This is a genomic window from uncultured Granulicatella sp. (assembly GCF_963516875.1).
Taxonomy (GTDB): Bacteria; Bacillota; Bacilli; order Lactobacillales; family Aerococcaceae; genus Granulicatella.
Genome location: NZ_CAUQCL010000012.1, coordinates 12,520 through 31,537, shown reverse-complemented (window position 1 = coordinate 31,537; position 19,018 = coordinate 12,520). Strand labels below are relative to the sequence as shown.

Sequence of the window (19,018 nt, the reverse complement as noted above, 5' to 3'; positions counted from 1 at the left end):
AGCGACTGAAAGCCTTTCATGAAAATCTACAACTTTTCACTTCCGAAGTTGCCATTGGAATTCGATAAGATGAATAATGGATCGGTTCGTTACCGTTAATAACGCCGAGTGCCTGCAATGCAGGAATGAGGGTGGTACCGCGATAAAGTTCGTCCCTTACAATTTTTAGGAATTGTAAGGGACTTTTTGTTTATTAAAATGATTTATAGGAGGAAACAAAATGAATTTAGCAGAAATGAAACAACAATTTGATGCGATTCGTCAAGATGTATTAGCTGCATTAGAAACCGTTCAAACTTTAAAAGAAGTTGAACAAATTCGTGTGCAACAATTAGGAAAAAAAGGACCTATTACGGAAGTTTTAAAAAATATTAAAAATATCGTTCCTGAAGAACGTCCACAAGTAGGAGCGTTAGCGAATGAATTACGTAGTGTGATTGAAGAAAAAATTTCTAGTATTAAAGCAGACTTAGAAGCAAAAGCATTAGTAGAATCTTTACGTAAAGAAACAATCGATGTTACTATGCCAGGTCGTCCAATGACTGTGGGTACAAAACACGTATTAAGTCACGTTAGTGATGAAGTGGAAGATTTCTTCATTGGATTAGGATACCAAGTAGTAGAAGGGCCAGAAGTAGAATCAGATCACTATAACTTCGAAATGATGAACTTACCAAAAGATCATCCTGCTCGTGATATGCAAGATACATTTTATATTACACCTGAGTATTTATTACGTACGCAAACTTCACCAGTTCAAGCAAGAACAATGGAAAAACATGATTTTTCTAAAGGACCATTAAAAATGATTAGTCCAGGGCGTGTATTTAGACGTGATAATGATGATGCGACTCACTCACATCAATTCTATCAAATCGAAGGATTAGTAATTGATAAACATATTACAATGGCTGACTTAAAAGGAACATTAGCTGCATTTGCCAAAGAATTATTTGGTCAAGAGCGTGAAGTTCGCCTACGTCCAAGTTACTTCCCATTTACGGAGCCTTCTTTAGAAGTAGATATTAGCTGTTTCAAATGTGGTGGACAAGGTTGTTCGATTTGTAAAGGAACAGGTTGGATTGAAATTTTAGGTTCTGGAATGGTTCACCCGAATGTATTAGAAGCTGCTGGAGTGGATTCAAGCGTTTATGGTGGATTTGCCTTTGGATTAGGACAAGACCGTATTGCAATGTTGAAATATGGAATCGAAGATATTCGTTCACTTTATACGAATGATGTTCGTTTCTTAAATCAATTTACGAAGTAAGGAGAAGAGAATATGAAATTATCGTATGAATGGTTAAATGAATATTTAGATTTAAGTTCAATTACTCCTCAAGAATTAGGAGAAAAAATGTCACGTACTGGGATTGAAGTAGATAGTGTATCTGTTCCAGGAGAAGGACTAAGTGGATTAGTTGTAGGTCGTGCATTAGAAGTGGTAGATCATCCAGATTCAGATCATCTTCATGTAGTTACAGTAGATGTTGCTGAGGAAGAACCATTACAAATTGTTTGTGGTGCGCCAAATATTGCTAAAGGGCAAAAAATTATTGTGGCAACTCATGGAGCACGTATTGCTGGTGGTCATAAAATTAAACGTGGAAAATTAAGAGGAGTAGAATCTCAAGGGATGATTTGTTCTCTTCAAGAGTTAGGATTACCTTCTTCATTAGTACCAAAAGAATATGAACAAGGCATTTATGTATTTGAAGATGATGCTATTGAAGTTGGAATGGATGCTGTTAAAGCCTTAGCATTAGATAGTGCGATTGTGGAATTAGACATTACAGCAAACCGTGCAGATGCTTTAAGTATGAGAGGTTCTGTTCATGAAATTGGTGCAATTTATAATTTAGAAAATACATTAACACCAGATGAATTTTTAGAAGGTGATTCGTCTTCATTAAATCCATGGATGACAGTATCAGTTGAAGATGAAGTAGATGCTCCAGCTTATCACTTACAAATTATTAAAAATGTTACTGTAAAACCAAGCCCACAATGGATGCAAAATCGATTAATCGCTGCAGGTGTTCGTCCAATTAATAACATCGTCGACGTTACAAACTATGTTTTAATGGAATATGGACAACCGCTACATGCATTTGACTATGATCGTTTAAATTCAAAACAAATTCATGTTCGTCGTGCAAAAGATGGAGAAACATTAGTAACATTAGATGGTGTTGAACGTACATTAAGTAATGAAATTGTTATTACAGATGGAGAAAAACCAGTTGCCTTAGCTGGTGTAATGGGTGGATTAGATTCAGAAATTATTGAAACTACAACGACTGTTGCATTAGAATCAGCATTATTTGAGCCAAAATCGATTCGTTTAGCTTCTCAAAAACATAATTTAAGAAGTGAATCAAGTAGCCGTTTTGAAAAAGGAATTAATAAAGCGACAATTTTACAAGCTGGTAAGAGAGCTGCAGCATTAATTGCTGAATTAGGCGATGGTGAAGTAGTTGATGGAGTAGCTTCTGTGCAATCACTAACATTAGAGTTACCAGTTGTTTCTATTTCACTAGAACGCTTAAATCATGTTTTAGGAACTAGACTTACAACTGAAGAAGTATTACAAGTATTTAAACAATTAGCTTATCCAACAGTTGAAGAACAAGGAGTATTCCATGTTACAGTTCCTGCATGGAGATTTGATATTTCGATTGAAGCAGATTTAGTGGAAGAAGTAGGACGTATTTATGGATATGATAAAATTCCTTCAACATTACCAACAACTGCAAGTACACAAGGTGGATTAACTGAGAAACAACGTTTTGTTCGTTGGACTCGTCAATTTATGCAAGGAGCAGGCTTATCTCAAGCGTACTCTTATGCATTAACAACTCCTGAAAAATCTCATTGGTTTACAGTAGAAGAAAGACCAAGTATTCGTTTAGACTTACCGATGAGTGAAGAAAGAAGTGAATTAAGACAGTCAATGTTACCAAGTTTATTGGAAGCATTACAATATAATGTCGCTCGTTCACAACAAAATGTTCGTTTATTCGAAGTAGGGAAAGTATTCTCCATTGGCAAAAATGGTTCTGAAGATTTCCAAGAAAGAGAAGTGATTGGAGCTGCTGTGACTGGAGAATGGGATCATGCTTCATGGCAATCACCAGCACAACCTGTTGATTTCTTCGCATTAAAAGGAGTATTAGAAGCTTACTTTGCAGAATTGAACTGTAGTGATCGTATTCGTTTTGTTGCAACAGATGCGATTGGGCAATTACATCCAGGGCAAACAGCTTATATTTATTTAGGTGAAGAGTTAGTTGGATTTATTGGGAAAATTCATCCAGTGATTCAAAAAGAATTAGATTTATCAGATACATTTGTATTTGAATTATTAGTGGAACCTTTATTAGCAGAAGGATTACAAGAACGTGTGATTCAAGCTGTACCAAAATTCCCATCAATGACACGTGATATTGCGTTATTAGTTCCTGTAACAATGGCGCATGCAACATTAGAAGCAGTCATTAAAGAACAGGCTGGTCAATATGTACAATCAGTTACTTTATTTGATGTATATAAAGGAGAGCATGTACAAGAAGGTTACCAATCATTAGCTTATTCTATTCGTTTCTTAAATAAAGAAGCTACTTTACAAGAGGAAGAAATTAAACAAGCAATGGATCGTATCCAAACAGCCTTAGTTGCATTAGAGGATGTAACCATTCGATAAGTCGCTACGGAATAAAAGAATTTTCTTTGTTAGTAAGGTCGCCAGCAGCCTCGCTTTGCGAGTCTCATGGCTAAAATTCGAGCCTCGGTCTCGAATTTTCCCTACAAAAAAAGTCAGAATTTTCTGGTTTTTTTTGCTTTTACTACGAAGAAAATTCTTTTATTCTTCCGCTTGTAACTTTAAAATAAAAAAACTTTCCTTGGTTAGATCTTTAAATTTCTTTAAATATAAAAATATTTTTCATCATTTTTTTCGTATATATAAGTGAAGTGTAATTTCTAGTGAATGCCACTGGAAGATACTTCCAAACAATAGAGAGAGGATGAAATTATATGAAAGAGAGAATTGAAGGTGCAAGACCAATGATGGATTTAATGGCAAAGAAGATATTTAGCAATACGGAAATTACAGCACAATTTATACGTGATATATTTGATTTGCCTGTAGAACATGTGAAAATTTTAGAAAGTACCCAGATACACGAGTTTTATTTGGATGAATTTCCTTATTCAACACATATTGACGTGTTGGCTGAACTAGATGATCACACACAAATTATTATTGAAATTCAAGTAGCTTTACAGATTGACTTTATTAAGCGTTTGTGTTTATATTTATGTGAACAAGTTTCTAAAAATATGAATATGCATAAAAAAGATGGTACGCAAACCTATCATCTCGCAAAAGAAATGATTCCAGTATATGCCATTGCGATTACACAGGAACGATATTTTGAAGATGATCGTATGTATCATTCATTTAGCTTAAGAGATGATGAATCCTACGAAGAATTAAAAGTATATTTTAAAGGAATCAAAGAAAAACGTAACTTAATGCGTATGGCATTTTTAGAATTAGATAAATATGATCCAACTAAAATAAAACACTATAGGAAAGTTCGATGGATTGAGTTTTTTGGGAACAAACCTTATACACAAAATCCTGAGACAATTTTAGAAACAGCTGACATGATTATGAATCGAACTGGCTGGACGGAGGAGGAACAAACGATGTATGATGATCGAACAAGAAAATTAGATGGCTACTATGCACATTTAGAGTATGTCGCAGAAGAAAAACAACTAGCAAGAATGGAAGGTAGAGAAGAAGGTGCCATCACAACCATTGTCGGTTTAATAAAGAACGGTCTTTTGTCTATTGAAAATGGGGCTCAGCAGTTAAATATTTCAGAATCAGAATTAACTGCGTACTTGTCTTAAAAATAAAAAGTTGTTAATACGCTACAGAATAAAAGAACTTTTCCTGAATAGCAAGGACGCCAGCAGCCTCGCAAAGCGAGTCTCATGGCTAAAATTCGAGTTTAGGTCTCGAATTTTCCTAAACAAAAAATCCAGTTTTATCTGGATTTTTTTGTGTTTGCTATTAAGAAAAGTTCTTTATTCATGCGGTATGTCAATCGTTTCGTTTCTTTCCCACATTGGAATGCTGCACATTACAACTAGGAAGATAAATGCTGATTGAATCCAGAATAGTGCTAAGTCGAAAATTCCGTGAACCGCAACAACGACTAAAAATGAAACATATAATCCAACAATTGGACGTTTTTGAGGTTGACGACTCATTTCAATCAAACTACGAATAGGTTTGATACTAGCAATCGCTAATAATAAAGTCCCAATATATCCATAACTTAAAATCGTATCAATATAAATACTATGTGCATGTTCATGATAAATAGCACCAATTCGTTGATAGCTATGCATATACGTTAATGGCCCTTCACCGAAAAATGGATTTTGTTTGAAAAGTGTAAATCCTGCATTCCAAATGGAAATACGTTCATCCATGGACGAATCTAATGTTCCCATTCGAACTCCAATATCATTTGAAAATAGGAAGAATAGCCCAATAATAAACACGCCAACACTTAGCCAAAATGCTCGAGAACTTTTAATCGTTGTAAATAAATAGATAATAGCTCCACAAATAATTGCTGGGAAAGCTGTTCTATTTTGAGTAAAGTTCAAACCGAATAAATTAATAAAGCAAGCGATAATACAGATGACTTTCCATTTCCAATTTTTGGTCGTTGTGAAAAGGTAAAAACCAATCATAATACAGAAACAACAAATGATTCCGTAATAATTTGGATTAAAGAATGTAACCTCAGCACGATTTTGATGCCAGACTTGCATATTTGGTGCTAAAAATGCGTAGTTAAATTTATGAACAATTTCAAAATGTTCTAAAAAGGCAAATAGCGCTGCAAATATACTTCCTAATAATATCGTCTGTAATACAATGTGGAAAAAGTCTTGATTAATCCGTTTCTGGTAATAAACAAAGAATATGGCAAACCATAAAAATAAAATGGAAGCTGCAACGCCTAGTAAATTTCCACTAACTGCTGAGATAATTGTGCTATAGGCAATAAACGTTAATAACACTGGATAATTCAGTAGTTGTCTTAAAATATGTTTCATTTTTCCTGTGAAAATTAACAGAATAAAATAAAACAAGAACAATGATAAAAACAAGTAAAACGGCAAGAAGATGCTGACAATCATTAAATAGAGTGCCAAATCTTGGTTTGGGAATCGCTTGATTTTATCAAGGATATACATTAGTTTCATAATAATTCCTTTCTTAAAATGAGAATACTCTCAAATGAATGGTATGATATCTGACTCATTTTACCATTTTTCATTGAAATGGGGAAGATTTTTTAGCAGATTATAACTTTTCTCATAAAAACATAGGCACGTGAGCAACATAGAAGACAAAAAACTGATGATAATGATATGATAATTGTAAATTAAATCGTATAGATATTTTAAATAAAACGAAAGAGGGAACAAAGATGAGAGAATACGATATTATTGCAATTGGTGGAGGAAGTGGCGGTAGTGCTACAATGAATCGTGCAGCCATGCATGGAGCAAAAGCAGCCGTTATTGAAGGAAATATCATTGGAGGAACTTGTGTAAACGTTGGGTGTGTTCCTAAAAAGGTAATGTGGTATGGAGCATTGGTTTCAGAAACACTTAAAAATTATGCATCAGATTATGGATATACAATTGGAGAAACTTCATTTGATTTCAAAAAATTAAGAAAAAATCGTCAAGCTTATATTGAACGTTCACGTCAAGCATTTTCAAATAACTTTAATCGAAATGGAGTAGACTATATTGAAGGATATGCTCGTTTCGTAGATAAAAATACAGTAGAAGTTAATGGAGAACACATTCGTGCAAAACACATTGTGATTGCGACTGGTTCATATGCTTTTATTCCAAATGTTCCAGGTAGTGAACTTGGGGGAACTTCTGATGATGTATTTGCATGGGAAGAGTTACCAGAATCTGTATCGATTATTGGTGCAGGGTATATCGCAGTTGAATTAGCAGGAGTTCTACATGGATTAGGAGTAAAAACGGATTTATTCGTTCGTAAAGGTGGTCCGTTAAGAGGATTTGACCAAGGCATTGTTGAAGTGTTAGTTGAAGAAATGAAGAAAAATGGTCAACCATTACATACACATAAAGTTCCTAAAAAATTAGAAAAATTAGACAATGGCGATATTCAAATTCATTTTGAAGATGGTACAACTCATACAAGTCAAAAAGTTATTTGGGCAGTTGGACGTAAAGCGAATGTTAGCCAATTAAATTTAGAAGCAGCAGGAGTTGCCTTGAATGAACGTGGATTTATTCAAGTAGATGAATATCAAAATACAACAACACCTGGTATTTATGCACTAGGGGATGTTTCTGGTGAAAAAGAATTAACACCAGTAGCGGTTAAAGCAGGTAGAACTTTATCAGAACGTTTATTTAATGGTAAAACAGATATCAAAATGGATTATGAATTAATTCCAACAGTTGTATTCTCTCATCCAGCGATTGGATCTATTGGTTTAAGTCAAGAACAAGCGGAAGCAAAATATGGTGCTGAAAATATTAAAGTATATGAATCAAACTTTGCAGGAATGTATTCAGCCATTACAGTTCACCGTCAAATGACAAAATTAAAATTAATTACATTAGGTGATGAAGAAAAAATTATTGGCTTACACGGAATTGGTGAAGGCGTTGATGAAATGATTCAAGGGTTCGCAGTTGCGCTTAAAATGGGAGCTACAAAAGCAGATTTTGATGCGACAGTAGCAATCCACCCAACAGCTTCAGAAGAATTTGTAACAATGAGATAATGAGAATTTGAAAGATAAGGATGCTTTTGTTTCGGCAAAGGTATCCTTTTTTGTTGACATGATATTAGTTGAAGAATAAAGGAATTGAGTGTAAGAATAAAATATGATAAAATGTATTTACGAAACGTATTTACAAAGAGGTGATTTATATGGCGAGTACTCAACCTGTTAATTTTAGAGCGGATGTGGCTTTTTATCAACAAACAAAAGAAATTTTAGCAGATGAAAAGATATCCTTATCAGATGTTTTCAATGCAGCACTTCGTAAAATTGCAACGGGTGTAATTGATCCCCAAGAGTTTGTAACTAGTGATTTGCAGGAGACACAATATCAAGTTGCTTTTGAAGATTTGAAAAAGGAAATACTGATTGGTCATCAAGAAATTGAGCAAGATAAGTTAACATCTTTAGCAGACGTGAGAAAGGAATTTGGACTTGGATAATTATAAATCTTATCATATTTCTTTTACAGATCAAGCTAAAAAAGATTTGAGAGGAATTCACGAGTATATTGTGTTAAATTTTTATAGCCAACAATCTGCTGATAGTAAGATTGATCTCATTCTAACGGCACTAGAAATGTTAGAAACTTTTCCAGAAATTTGTCCTTTAGTATCGAGTCGTGGTTATGGCGAATTAACAGATGATGGAAAACGTTATCGATATATGCCAATTGAGCATTATGTTGCTTTTTATTATATTGAGAAAAATGAAGTATATATTTCCAGAATTTTAAGTTCCAAACAAAATTGGGCTAAATTATTCAATAAGTAGAATTAATTCTTTATGGGACAACAAAATAAATTTTAAATGATAGGAGCATGTTATTTTGACATGCTCTTAAAATAGTTTGAAATACTTTAAATAGGAAAAGTGACCTTATTTTGTTGAAATGATATTAGTTGAAGAATGAAACCACAGAGTGTATGATAAACTGTCATAAGATTTTAGGAGGAAAAGAAGTGAAAAAATACGAATATTTAATTTTTGATTTAGATAATACAATTTTTGATTTTTGGGGAGCAGAAGACTATGCTTTATCTCGTATTTGCCAAGAAGATGGATTAGAGTTTACTCCAGAAGTTTTAGAAGTTTACCGTACAATGAATAAAGGTTTATGGGAACAATACGAACAAGGAGAAATTTCTCAAACTTATTTGAATGAAGAAAGATTTGTTCGTTGGTTTGCACATTATGGAATTCAGGTAGATGGAAGTGTTTGTGAGAAAAAATTCCGTCACTATTTAGCAGAAGCAAATACGATGATGCCAGATGCATTAGACATTATTCATGAATTAAAGAAAGACTTTGTCATGGTTGCAGCTACAAATGGAATTGAAGAAACTCAATTACTACGTTTGAAAATAGCTGGATTAGAAAACTTTTTTGAAAAGTTATTTATTTCTGAAGTGGTGGGATATCGTAAGCCTAGTAAAGAGTTTTTTGAAGCTGTAGTAGATCAAACAGAAGGAATGACGATTGAGAATGCCTTAATGATTGGAGATAGTTTTAAGGCGGATATTTATGGGGCAAGTCGTATTGGAATGGATACTTGTTGGTATATGGAAACCCCTGAACGACCAACTGAACCGGAGGAATTGTTGTCTATAGAGCCAACGTATCAGATTGGGCATTTATCGGAACTGAAAGAATTTATTTATTAATGGATTCTATATAGTAGCATTAGGACGCAAGCAGCCACCTAACGGTGTCTCATTGCTAAAAGTTGAGCCTAAGGTCTCAACTTTTCCTGTGATAAAATCTACAGTGCAGATTTTATCACTTTTGCTACTATGAGAATCCTTGGGGTTCGGTCATACATGTAGGGACGTTTAAGATGTGAATGGATTTGTCTATAGTAGCATAAGGATGTTTCCTATAATAGAATCATCAAAATAAAAGGGATAAAACCATGGTTCCGTAGAACGTGATTTTATCCCTTTTTTATTTTATGCGGCCGGCGGGACTTGAACCCGCACAGGTATACACCCACTGCCCCCTCAAGACAGCGCGTCTGCCATTCCGCCACGACCGCTTAATGTATGTAATGGTATCAAAGTTTAGCTCAGAATGCAAGTGTTATCAATCGCTAACACTTTTATCCTTCAGAACTAAAATCCAATATTAAACTACCACGACAACGACCACAACGAAATTTATTAGTATCAATTTTTCTCATACGATAAAAAGTCGCTCCACAAGACTTACAAGAATAAACGTATCGATAAGGTTCCATTCGTTCTACAAAACGGATTCCCTCAACCTCTCGTAAGAGCATTTTAAAATCTCTATCTTGGTGTCGATAACCTTTTCCTTCTTGATGTAAGTGATAATGACATAATTCATGTTTTATAACGCCGATTAAGACTTCTTTTCCAAGAATCGTTTCAACTTTAGGATTAATTTCAATATTGCCTGTTTTCAAAATATAACGTCCACCACTTGATTTTAGTCGACCGTTATACGTAATCTGGTGTTGAAAAGTTTTATGAAAGTATTCCTTTGAAATTTCTTGGCATAATTGTTGTAAGTCTATTTCTTCCATTTTTATTACTTCCTTTATTTTAATGTAACCATTGTAATATAAGAGAGGAGATTATTGCAATTCATTGACGTAATTCTATTATAAGAGTAAAATGACACTCGGACGATTTTAAAGACATGGAGGAAAATGTGTGAAAATAGTAATTGTTGGAGGAGGAAAGGTCGGTGAAGTACTTTGCCGAGAACTAACTTCAGAAACAAATGATATTGTTTTAATTGATAAAAATCCTTTGATTATTGAAAGAATGATGAATAAATTTGATATCATGGGTATTGTTGGAAATGGCGCTAGTTATGATATTCAACAAGAAGCTGGAGTAGCGAGTGCAGATATTTTTCTAGCTGTTTCAGAGATGGATGAAATCAATATTATTGCTGCCATTTTAGCTAAAAAAATTGGAGCGGAATATACAGTTGCTCGTGTTCGAAATCCAGAGTATTCTCAACAGTTGAATTTTGTTCGAGAAAGTTTAGGGATTTCATTATTAATTAATCCGGAATTATCGGCTGCTCGAGATATTTTGAAAATTTTTAAATATCCATCTGCTTTAAGTGTGGAAAGTTTTGCTAGCAATCGAGTGAGTTTAATCGAGTTGGAAATTCAGGAACACTCACCATTAATAGGATTAAGTTTGAAAGACTTTAGAAATCGATTCGGAACTATTTTAGTTTGTGCGATTCAACGTGATTCGGAAGTATTTATTCCAAGTGGGGATTCTTTTATTCAAAAAGGTGACCGTATCCATATTACTGGAGCATATGAAGATATTTCTACATTCTTAAAAATTACCAATTATATTACCAAACAAGTCCGTTCTAGTTTAATTGTTGGTGGAGGAAAAATTGCTTACTACTTACTAGATATGTTAAAAACGACTAAAATCCATCCAAAAGTGATTGAAGTCAATGAAGAACGTGCGAAATTCTTAAGTGAACAATTTCCAAATGCAACAATCATTCATGCAGATGGAACAGATCATGATGTATTAGAAGAAGAAATGTTAACAAATTATGATGCCTTCGTTTCACTAACAGGAATTGATGAAGAAAACTTAATTTTATCTGTATTTGCTAAACACCGTGGAGTTCGAAAAGTTATTACTAAAATGAGCCGTACGGGTATTTTAAAAGTATTAAAAAATGTCGATCCTCAATCCATTATTACACCAAAACAAATTGTTGCGAATGAAATTGTTCAATTTGTACGTGCACGTGCCAATACTAAGGGGTCAAATGTAGAAGCGTTATATCGTGTAGCGGATAATCAAGTAGAAGCATTACAATTCCGTATTGAAAGAAATAGTCGTGTTTGTGGCATTCCATTATCAAAATTAAAAACAAAATCAAACTTATTAATTGCCTTTATTGTTCGTGGGGAAAAATTAATTTATCCAGATGGGAATGACCAATTGGAACCACATGATAGAGTAATCGTCGTAACAACTCAGAAAAACTTCGATGATATTATCGATATTTTGGAATAGGAGTTGATGATTTTGCAAAGAAGAACAGTATGTTATTTGGTAGGGAAAATTTTACAAGTGGAAGCTTTATTATTACTACTACCATTATTTGTTAGTTTGATTTATCGAGAAAGTCACCATCAACTATTAAGTTATGCTGGAACGATTGCTTTATTAGTGCTCATTGGGTCACTTTGTACATTAGCAAAGCCTAAAAATATGAAAATTATGCCACAAGATGGGATTGTAACAGTAGCTCTCAGTTGGATATTACTTTCATTTTTTGGAGGACTTCCATTTGTGTTTACAGGAGAGATTCCTAATGTAGCAGATGCATTTTTTGAAACAGCCAGTGGTTTTACAACAACGGGTTCTAGTATTTTAAGTGATTTGTCTATTCTAGGGTATTCTTCCTTATTTTGGCGTAGTTTTACCCACTTAGTTGGAGGAATGGGAGTTCTAGTATTTGCATTAGCGATTTTACCAAGTACGGGATCTGATTCCGTTCAGTTAATGCGTGCGGAAGTCCCAGGACCAGTTTTTGGAAAATTAGTTTCTAAACTAGCAAAAACTGCTAGAATTTTATATGCGATTTATTTAGTGATGACTGCAATCTTAGTCATTATTTTAATGCTTGTTAAAGTGCCATTATTTGATGCGTTATTATTATCATTTGGTACTGCTGGAACAGGTGGATTTGCGATTAATAATGCTGGATTTGCCATTTATCAAAATCCTGAGATGGTTGAGTGGATTATCGGTGTTGGGATGATGTTATTTGGAGTGAACTTTAACTTATATTATTTCTTATTATTAGGATCGATTCGAGAAGTATTGACGGATGAAGAAGGACGTTCTTATATTGGAATTATTGCATTTACATCTGTCGCTATTTTCGCTTCATTAAGTATCGTTCAATCACAATTAGACGTTCCATTCAGAAGTGTATTCTTCACAGTTTCATCTATTATTACAACAACAGGATATTCTACAGCAGATTTTGGGTTGTGGGGTGTATTTCCTCAAGTAGTCTTATTACTATTAATGTTCATAGGTGGGTGTGCTGGTTCGACTGCTGGGGGAATTAAAGTTTCTCGTGTAGTGATTTATGTCAAAAATGCCATTGCTGAAATTAAGAAGATGGGACAACCTCGTCGAGTGATTATGCCGAAATTTAATGGCAAAGTAGTTGACGATAAAATGTCGAGTGGAATTGCAAATTACTTATTAGTGTACGTAGCCGTATTTTTAGTATTGTTAATTTCTGTTTCGATTGAAGCCCCTGACTTTTTAACAGCATTCTCAAGTGTTGCTGCGACCTTTAATAATATTGGTCCTGGTTTAGGAGAAGTAGGACCAACAAGTAATTTCTCTATGTATTCTGATTTTAATACGATTTTATTATCTTTAGGAATGATAGCAGGACGTTTAGAAATTTATCCTATGATTTTATTATTCTCTACCACTTCATTAGGAGCGTTCTTCATTTCTGAAAAATAGGAGGAATCGTTTTGAATAAAATAGTAATGGGAAGAGTTTATACATTAATCGGAGTCATTTCGTGGGGATTATCTGGAGCTTGTGGCCAATATTTGATGAATGATTCCTCAGTTTCTCCAATCTATTTAACAGCGCTTCGAATGATGATAGCGGGATTGTTTTTAACTCTTTTTGCATGTTGGAAACAACCAAAGCAATTTCGTAAAGTAGTGAAATCATCAAAAATAATGGGAAGAATGTTATTTTTCGGAATTTTTGGATTGATGTTATGTCAATTGACATATTTATTTGCGATTCATTCTTCGAATGCTGGAACGGCGACTGTATTGCAATATACTTGTCCGATTTTAATTGTCATTTATGTAAGTTTAAAAGAGAAAACAGTACCAACGGTAATGGAATTTGTCGCAATATTTTGTGCGTTAGTAGGTACATTTATTATTGCAACTCATGGGAATCCATTTAACTTATCCATTAGTTCGACTGGATTGTTTTGGGGGATTATTTCCGCATTTACTTATGCATTATATACTTTGTTACCAGGTAAATTAATTCAGCAATGGGGAAGTTTAATTGTAACAGGCTTAGGACTATTATCTGGTGGAATTTTATTTTATATCGGAAGTGCGAGTTGGCAATATAGTGTTCAATGGCAACCTTATACATTATTTGCTTTTTTTGGAATTATTGGAGTAGGTACAATTCTAGCGTACACTTTATATTTAGAAGGAGTAGCATTAATTGGACCTGTACAAGGAAGTTTATTAGCTTCAGCTGAGCCGATTTCTTCAGTATTCTTTTCGATTGTATTATTAGGAGAAGTCTTTCAAATGATTGATATGGTAGGGATTATCTTTATTTTAATAGCTGTTTATATCATTACAATGAAAGAAGAAATACAAGAAAAACATATGCAAATTAATCGTTAAAAAAGTGTCACTACGTAAAAAGCGTAGTGGCATTTTTATAAATTCTTAATAAAAATCTCCACATTTATTCAAAAAAATAGAGTAAGATAAAATTGTCAAAGGAGGTTAATGACATGAGAAAATTTTTTCGCCCTATAGTTGTTGCGATGATGTTAGTAGGACTTGTTTCTCAACAAGTATATGCAATTGATACAACAGTCATTAATGAGAAATGGGGGAAACCAACCGTTGTATATGGTGGTGGTTTAAATGACCAACAAATGAAAGAAACATCTAAATTATTAGGAATTAAGGATGAAAATACAGTTACAACAACAAAAGCTACTGGAGAAGACTTAGTGAAATACTTAGGTGCTGGCGAAGCAAATACTTCAGTAATGATTTCATCGGTGATGGTTCAAAAGAGAAATAAAGGAGAAGGGGTAAAGGTTCATATTGCTACTCCAAAAAATATTACTCTTGTTACTTCTGAACAATATGCCAATGCTGCGATTACAGCAGGAGTAGCGGATGCGGAAATTGAAGTAGCAGCTGTATCTAAAGTTACCGGTGAATCTGCCTTAACAGGTGTGTATAAAGCTTTTGAAGCAAATGGTATTGTATTAGATGAAAAACGTACAGCAGTTGCTCAAAAAGAGCTAGAATTAACGAATCAAATTGCTCAAGAACAATCGAAAGAAAAAGGTTTTGATGCTGCAAAATTAGATCAAGCAATGATTGATATTAAGAAATCTCTAGCAGAAATAAAAGAAAAACAAGGTCAAGTAGCTACAAAAGAAGATGTTGAAAGAATTGTAAACGAGGCATTGAAAAAATATGGATTAGATAAAGTCATTAGTCCAACTCAAGTGAATAATATTATTCAGTTTGCCTTAAGTTATCAACAAACTAGTGCGATTGATTCCAAACAAGTATTAGAACAATTAAATTCATTATCCAATACTGTAAAAGGAAAAATTGGTCAATTAGTAGATCAAGCCAATCGTGAAGGTTGGTTGGATAAAATCGTGGCATTTTTTAAAGAAATATTCAATGCTATTTTTAGTTCAAAATAGTGAGTAACAAAAAAGTCCATAGAGCGAATCTATGGACTTTTTGCTGTCTAAAATAAAATAAATAATAAACTTAAAACAATAATTAATTGAATACATAAACCAATTAAAGCGATGTATGGAGTATCTAATTGAGTATCATTTTGTTCTTGAGCAATTGAAATTACAAAAGTTACGATAAAAGTAAACAAATGTAATGTAAAGAAGAATAAAATAACGACTATTAAAGCAATTGGAGATACAAATGTCATAAATGCTGTAATAAATAATAAAATAATCGCTAATGCATTCATGGATTCATATTGTGTTAACCAATAATGAAATACATGTTGTCGTTTCAACAAAATATGTTTTACTCCAAAGGCAATGACTGGGAATCCAAAATAAAATACAGCATAGAATAATAATAGTTTTAAGAAAACTAAAATATAATTCGGAGTAACCGTTAAACTTGGTAGGATAGAAATATCCGCCAGTAATTGGTATTGAGATAAAACTGCACGAATTCCATGCGTTGTAATATAAGAAGATAATAAGGTTGAAACAAAAATCATAATGTAACCAAATAATCGACTATTTTGACGTTTTCTTGAATAATTATTGGTTGGATGGATTAGTTTTCCAAAGAAGAAGCTAAAGAAACGAGTAATACTTCTCCAAAAGCTTGAATAAATCGCTTGGTTATTTTTGATGCGATATTCTTGATCACTCCTGTTTTCTACAGAACTTGGTTGAGTAATTTTATTATCTTCATCAAATAAGGATGTTTGGATTGTTGTTGAATTTTCATTTAAATGTTCATCTTGTACAGTGCCACAAAAAGGACATAGTGGTTCTTTCTCTTCAATTAATTCGTGGCAGAATGGGCAATTTTTCACGTAAATTCTCCTTTATCAATCAGAATTGATTTTCTCTGTTGTATTGTATCATAGAATGCAAGTGGACAAAAGAAAAAGGACTAGAAATCTCTAATCCTTTTATAGTGGCATATACTAGTATATGTGTCATGGTGTTCACATCACACATGAACAAACAGCTACATCCGGTAGTGTGCAAGCACATCTGTTCCACTTGACTTAGCAGACTTCTTTGTCTGCTTGTCGCCTCATCGCATAGATAGTATTATAGCAGACAAGAGAGTAGCTGTCACGTAAAAACACTAAATATCCAAAATTTTTGTAATATAAAAAGCACCCCAAAAGGTGCTAGGTGATTACATTTCAGTAAATGCTAGTGGAACTAAGTCACGTAAAATGGTTTCTTTTAATTCCCCTTTATTATTAGAAAGGTAAATTGGAGTATCAGCAGGGCATAGCTCTACTAAAACTTGGCGACATAAGCAACATGGAGGAAGGAAGTAGTCTGTTTTACCAGCCACAACAAGCATTTCCACATCTTCTTTTTGATAGCCTTTTGTTACTCCGGTAAATAAAGCTGTACGTTCTGCGCAGTTTGTTGCTCCAAAAGAAACATTTTCTACGTTAACTCCAGTAATCACTGTTCCATCTTTATATAAAATGGCACACCCTACTGGGAAGTTAGAGTAGGGACAATAAGAATACTCCAATGCTTTTTTTGCATGTACATATAATTCTTCAGGTTTCATAAATGTACTCCTTAATGGGGATTATTTTTGACGAATAATTTCGATTTTGTATCCATCGGGATCTTTAACAAAATAGTAGTTTGCTGGATTTCCAGGAAGTCCTTTTAATTCTGTAACATCATAGCCTTTTGCTACGTGTTCAGCATGCCATCCTTCTAAATCATTGCTACTAATTGCAATATGACCGTAACCATCTCCGATTTCATATCCTGGATGTCCGTAATTATACGTTAATTCTAATTCATAATCATCACCTTCAAAAGCTAAATAAACGATTGTAAATTTGTGTTCTGGGAAATCTTTACGACGAGTTTCTTTAAAGCCAAATGCTTCTTGGTAGAAAGCTAAACTCTCTTCTAAGTTTTTAACACGAACACATGTGTGCAACATTTTTGACATAGTATTCTCTCCTTTTGGATGTTTTTGTCTTATTAGCATAACGGATTATAGATTTTAATGCAAGAAATATACAACTTAGGACGAAAGGGAGTGTAACTCAAAATGTAAACACTTGTTTATAAAATAAATACACTTTTTGATGGAAATCGAGTGAAATTAATTGCAGTTCAAAAAAGAATTTGCTATTCTGTTACCATTATGAAAAGAAAATAGAGTTAATCATCTAAATGAGGTGTCGAAGTGAAAGTAATTAAATTTGGCGGAAGTTCATTAGCCAATAGTCAACAAATTAAAAAGGTATTGAAAATTGTTCAAGCAGATGAAACAAGAAGAATTGTTGTTGTTTCTGCTCCAGGGAAACGTCATTCAGACGATGAGAAAGTAACGGACTTATTAATCCAATTAGCAACTTCTCATATTGAAGGACAATATGATGAAGCAGTTTTAGAAGTGATTTTAGAACGTTATCAAGAAATTTATGATGAATTACAATTAAATTCAGATGTAATGGATAACATTCGTCAACATTTTGCAAGATTAAAAGAGAGTGAATTAGAACCAGCTTATTTAATGGATGCATATAAAGCAAGTGGGGAAGATAATAATGCAAAATTAATTGCAGACTACTTTACAAAAGAAGGATTACCAGCAAAATATATTAGCCCTAAAGAAGCGAATTTATTCGTAAGTGATACTCCAGGAAATGCACAAGTATTGGAAGAAGCGTATAAGGAATTAGAATACTTACAATTAGAAAAAGAGATTATTGTATTCCCAGGTTTCTTTGGAGTAACAAAAGATGGAAAAGTTGTAACGTTCTCTCGTGGTGGGTCAGATATTACGGGATCTATTCTAGCGAATGCAGTTTCAGCTGAAGAGTATGAAAACTTTACAGATGTGGATGCAATCTTTGTAGCAAGTCCAAAATTAGTTCATAAACCAATTGGAATTGATGTATTATCTTATACAGAAATGCGTGAGTTGTCTTACGCAGGATTTTCAGTGTTTCATACTGAAGCCTTATTACCAGCCATTAAAAAAGGAATTCCGGTTCATGTATGTAATACGAATAATCCTTCTGCAAAAGGAACTTACATTATGAAAGGGAAAGTAAATTCTCCTTCGATTATTTCTGGTATTGCAAGTTCATCAGGTTTTGTAAGTATTTATATTCAAAAATATTTAATGAACCACGAAATTGGATTTTTAAGAAAAACATTACAATTATTCGAAGATGAAGGAGTAAGTGTAGAACATATTCCAACAGGGATTGATGATGCAACCATTATTATTCGTGGAGAAGATGCTACGGATGAAATATTAGATCGTATTGTACATCGTTTGAAAGTAGAACTAAATGCGGATGAAGCATACTATGAACGTGGATTATGCTTAATCATGTTAGTTGGGGAAGGAATGGTTAGCATGGTCGGTACAACTGCTCGTGTTGCTAGCACATTAGCCCGTGAACAGATCAATATTGAATTGTACAACCAAGGGGTATCTGAAGTTTCTATGATGTTTGGTATTAGAGAAGAGTACGAACAACGTGCGATTCAAGCATTATATGACGAATTCTTTGGTGAAGAAGTAGAATACGAAGTTTTGGATAAATAGTAAATAATATAGGACTTTCTAATGTAGCGAAGGA

At 33.6% G+C, this 19,018-nt stretch carries 17 protein-coding genes and 1 tRNA gene; 12 read left to right on the top strand and 6 right to left on the bottom strand.

Translation table 11 applies throughout. The annotated features are described in order from the left end of the window. Positions 1-220 precede the first annotated feature (220 nt). The 3 genes from pheS (at position 221) to RWM24_RS05830 (ending at position 4,923) form a co-directional block, all read left to right on the top strand. On the top strand, positions 221-1,270 hold the full coding sequence (gene pheS / locus RWM24_RS05840; protein ID WP_314112439.1) for a phenylalanine--tRNA ligase subunit alpha: 1,050 nt from the start codon (positions 221-223) through the stop codon (positions 1,268-1,270). Between the two features lie 12 nt (positions 1,271-1,282). Further along, the gene (pheT, locus tag RWM24_RS05835; RefSeq protein ID WP_314112437.1) at positions 1,283-3,703 is read left to right on the top strand and encodes a phenylalanine--tRNA ligase subunit beta; all 2,421 of its coding nucleotides are present in this window, start codon (positions 1,283-1,285) and stop codon (positions 3,701-3,703) included. 332 nt (positions 3,704-4,035) lie between these two features. Beyond that, positions 4,036-4,923, top strand: a complete 888-nt coding sequence (locus RWM24_RS05830; protein WP_314112435.1) for an Rpn family recombination-promoting nuclease/putative transposase — start codon at positions 4,036-4,038, stop codon at positions 4,921-4,923. 177 nt (positions 4,924-5,100) lie between these two features. Here RWM24_RS05830 and RWM24_RS05825 read toward each other — a convergent pair whose 3' ends face one another. Further along, on the bottom strand, positions 5,101-6,297 hold the full coding sequence (locus RWM24_RS05825; RefSeq protein ID WP_314112433.1) for an O-antigen ligase: 1,197 nt from the start codon (positions 6,295-6,297) through the stop codon (positions 5,101-5,103). A 227-nt stretch (positions 6,298-6,524) separates the two neighbouring features. Here RWM24_RS05825 and gorA point away from each other — a divergent pair, with 227 nt between their 5' ends. The 4 genes from gorA to RWM24_RS05805 all read left to right on the top strand — a co-directional run bounded on the left by gorA (position 6,525) and on the right by RWM24_RS05805 (position 9,538). Continuing rightward, the gene (gorA, locus tag RWM24_RS05820; RefSeq protein WP_314112431.1) at positions 6,525-7,874 is read left to right on the top strand and encodes a glutathione-disulfide reductase; all 1,350 of its coding nucleotides are present in this window, start codon (positions 6,525-6,527) and stop codon (positions 7,872-7,874) included. Positions 7,875-8,023: 149 nt separating this feature from the next. Then, positions 8,024-8,317 (top strand): antitoxin, encoded by a 294-nt coding sequence (locus RWM24_RS05815; protein WP_314112429.1) that lies wholly within the window; start codon positions 8,024-8,026, stop codon positions 8,315-8,317. After that, the gene (locus RWM24_RS05810; protein WP_314112427.1) at positions 8,310-8,648 is read left to right on the top strand and encodes a type II toxin-antitoxin system RelE/ParE family toxin; all 339 of its coding nucleotides are present in this window, start codon (positions 8,310-8,312) and stop codon (positions 8,646-8,648) included. The genes RWM24_RS05815 and RWM24_RS05810 overlap by 8 nt, the downstream gene beginning before the upstream one ends. 188 nt (positions 8,649-8,836) lie before the next feature. Then, on the top strand, positions 8,837-9,538 hold the full coding sequence (locus RWM24_RS05805) for a YjjG family noncanonical pyrimidine nucleotidase (protein WP_314112425.1): 702 nt from the start codon (positions 8,837-8,839) through the stop codon (positions 9,536-9,538). Positions 9,539-9,826: 288 nt separating this feature from the next. Here RWM24_RS05805 and RWM24_RS05800 read toward each other — a convergent pair. Continuing rightward, a tRNA-Leu gene (locus tag RWM24_RS05800) sits at positions 9,827-9,909 on the bottom strand. 63 nt (positions 9,910-9,972) lie between these two features. Further along, positions 9,973-10,419, bottom strand: coding sequence for a SprT family protein (locus tag RWM24_RS05795; protein ID WP_314112423.1), 447 nt, complete (start codon positions 10,417-10,419; stop codon positions 9,973-9,975). A 130-nt stretch (positions 10,420-10,549) separates the two neighbouring features. On the opposite strand from RWM24_RS05795, the gene trkA reads away from it, so the two are divergent. The 4 genes from trkA (at position 10,550) to RWM24_RS05775 (ending at position 15,365) form a co-directional block, all read left to right on the top strand. Further along, positions 10,550-11,902, top strand: coding sequence for a Trk system potassium transporter TrkA (gene trkA, locus RWM24_RS05790; RefSeq protein WP_314112421.1), 1,353 nt, complete (start codon positions 10,550-10,552; stop codon positions 11,900-11,902). Positions 11,903-11,914: 12 nt separating this feature from the next. After that, positions 11,915-13,381, top strand: a complete 1,467-nt coding sequence (locus tag RWM24_RS05785) for a TrkH family potassium uptake protein (protein WP_314112419.1) — start codon at positions 11,915-11,917, stop codon at positions 13,379-13,381. 11 nt (positions 13,382-13,392) lie between these two features. Next, positions 13,393-14,310: an EamA family transporter gene (locus RWM24_RS05780; protein ID WP_314112417.1), complete on the top strand. Its 918-nt coding sequence runs from the start codon at positions 13,393-13,395 to the stop codon at positions 14,308-14,310. Positions 14,311-14,423: 113 nt separating this feature from the next. Next, positions 14,424-15,365, top strand: a complete 942-nt coding sequence (locus RWM24_RS05775) for a DUF1002 domain-containing protein (RefSeq protein ID WP_314112415.1) — start codon at positions 14,424-14,426, stop codon at positions 15,363-15,365. Between the two features lie 47 nt (positions 15,366-15,412). On the opposite strand, the gene RWM24_RS05770 is transcribed toward RWM24_RS05775, so the two are convergent. The 3 genes from RWM24_RS05770 to RWM24_RS05760 form a co-directional block, all read right to left on the bottom strand. After that, positions 15,413-16,240: a zinc ribbon domain-containing protein gene (locus RWM24_RS05770; RefSeq protein ID WP_314112413.1), complete on the bottom strand. Its 828-nt coding sequence runs from the start codon at positions 16,238-16,240 to the stop codon at positions 15,413-15,415. A gap of 335 nt (positions 16,241-16,575) precedes the next feature. After that, positions 16,576-16,968: a cytidine deaminase gene (cdd, locus tag RWM24_RS05765; RefSeq protein WP_314112412.1), complete on the bottom strand. Its 393-nt coding sequence runs from the start codon at positions 16,966-16,968 to the stop codon at positions 16,576-16,578. Between the two features lie 21 nt (positions 16,969-16,989). Continuing rightward, entirely contained in the window at positions 16,990-17,367 is a 378-nt protein-coding gene (locus RWM24_RS05760; RefSeq protein ID WP_314112411.1) for a VOC family protein, read from the bottom strand. Between the two features lie 240 nt (positions 17,368-17,607). Between RWM24_RS05760 and RWM24_RS05755 the strand changes: the two genes are divergently transcribed. After that, complete coding sequence (locus RWM24_RS05755) at positions 17,608-18,984, top strand: aspartate kinase (RefSeq protein ID WP_314112409.1); 1,377 nt, start codon at positions 17,608-17,610, stop codon at positions 18,982-18,984. Positions 18,985-19,018 lie beyond the last annotated feature (34 nt).

Bases quoted from the DNA above. Each gene is read 5' to 3' on its own strand.
- RWM24_RS05830 (WP_314112435.1), top strand. From the start codon at position 4,036: ATGAAAGAGAGAATTGAAGGTGCAAGACCAATGATGGATTTAATGGCA.
- gorA (WP_314112431.1), top strand. From the start codon at position 6,525: ATGAGAGAATACGATATTATTGCAATTGGTGGAGGAAGTGGCGGTAGT.
- pheS (WP_314112439.1), top strand. From the start codon at position 221: ATGAATTTAGCAGAAATGAAACAACAATTTGATGCGATTCGTCAAGAT.
- RWM24_RS05815 (WP_314112429.1), top strand. From the start codon at position 8,024: ATGGCGAGTACTCAACCTGTTAATTTTAGAGCGGATGTGGCTTTTTAT.
- RWM24_RS05775 (WP_314112415.1), top strand. From the start codon at position 14,424: ATGAGAAAATTTTTTCGCCCTATAGTTGTTGCGATGATGTTAGTAGGA.
- pheT (WP_314112437.1), top strand. From the start codon at position 1,283: ATGAAATTATCGTATGAATGGTTAAATGAATATTTAGATTTAAGTTCA.
- RWM24_RS05760 (WP_314112411.1), bottom strand. From the start codon at position 17,367: ATGTCAAAAATGTTGCACACATGTGTTCGTGTTAAAAACTTAGAAGAG.
- RWM24_RS05795 (WP_314112423.1), bottom strand. From the start codon at position 10,419: ATGGAAGAAATAGACTTACAACAATTATGCCAAGAAATTTCAAAGGAA.
- RWM24_RS05825 (WP_314112433.1), bottom strand. From the start codon at position 6,297: ATGAAACTAATGTATATCCTTGATAAAATCAAGCGATTCCCAAACCAA.
- cdd (WP_314112412.1), bottom strand. From the start codon at position 16,968: ATGAAACCTGAAGAATTATATGTACATGCAAAAAAAGCATTGGAGTAT.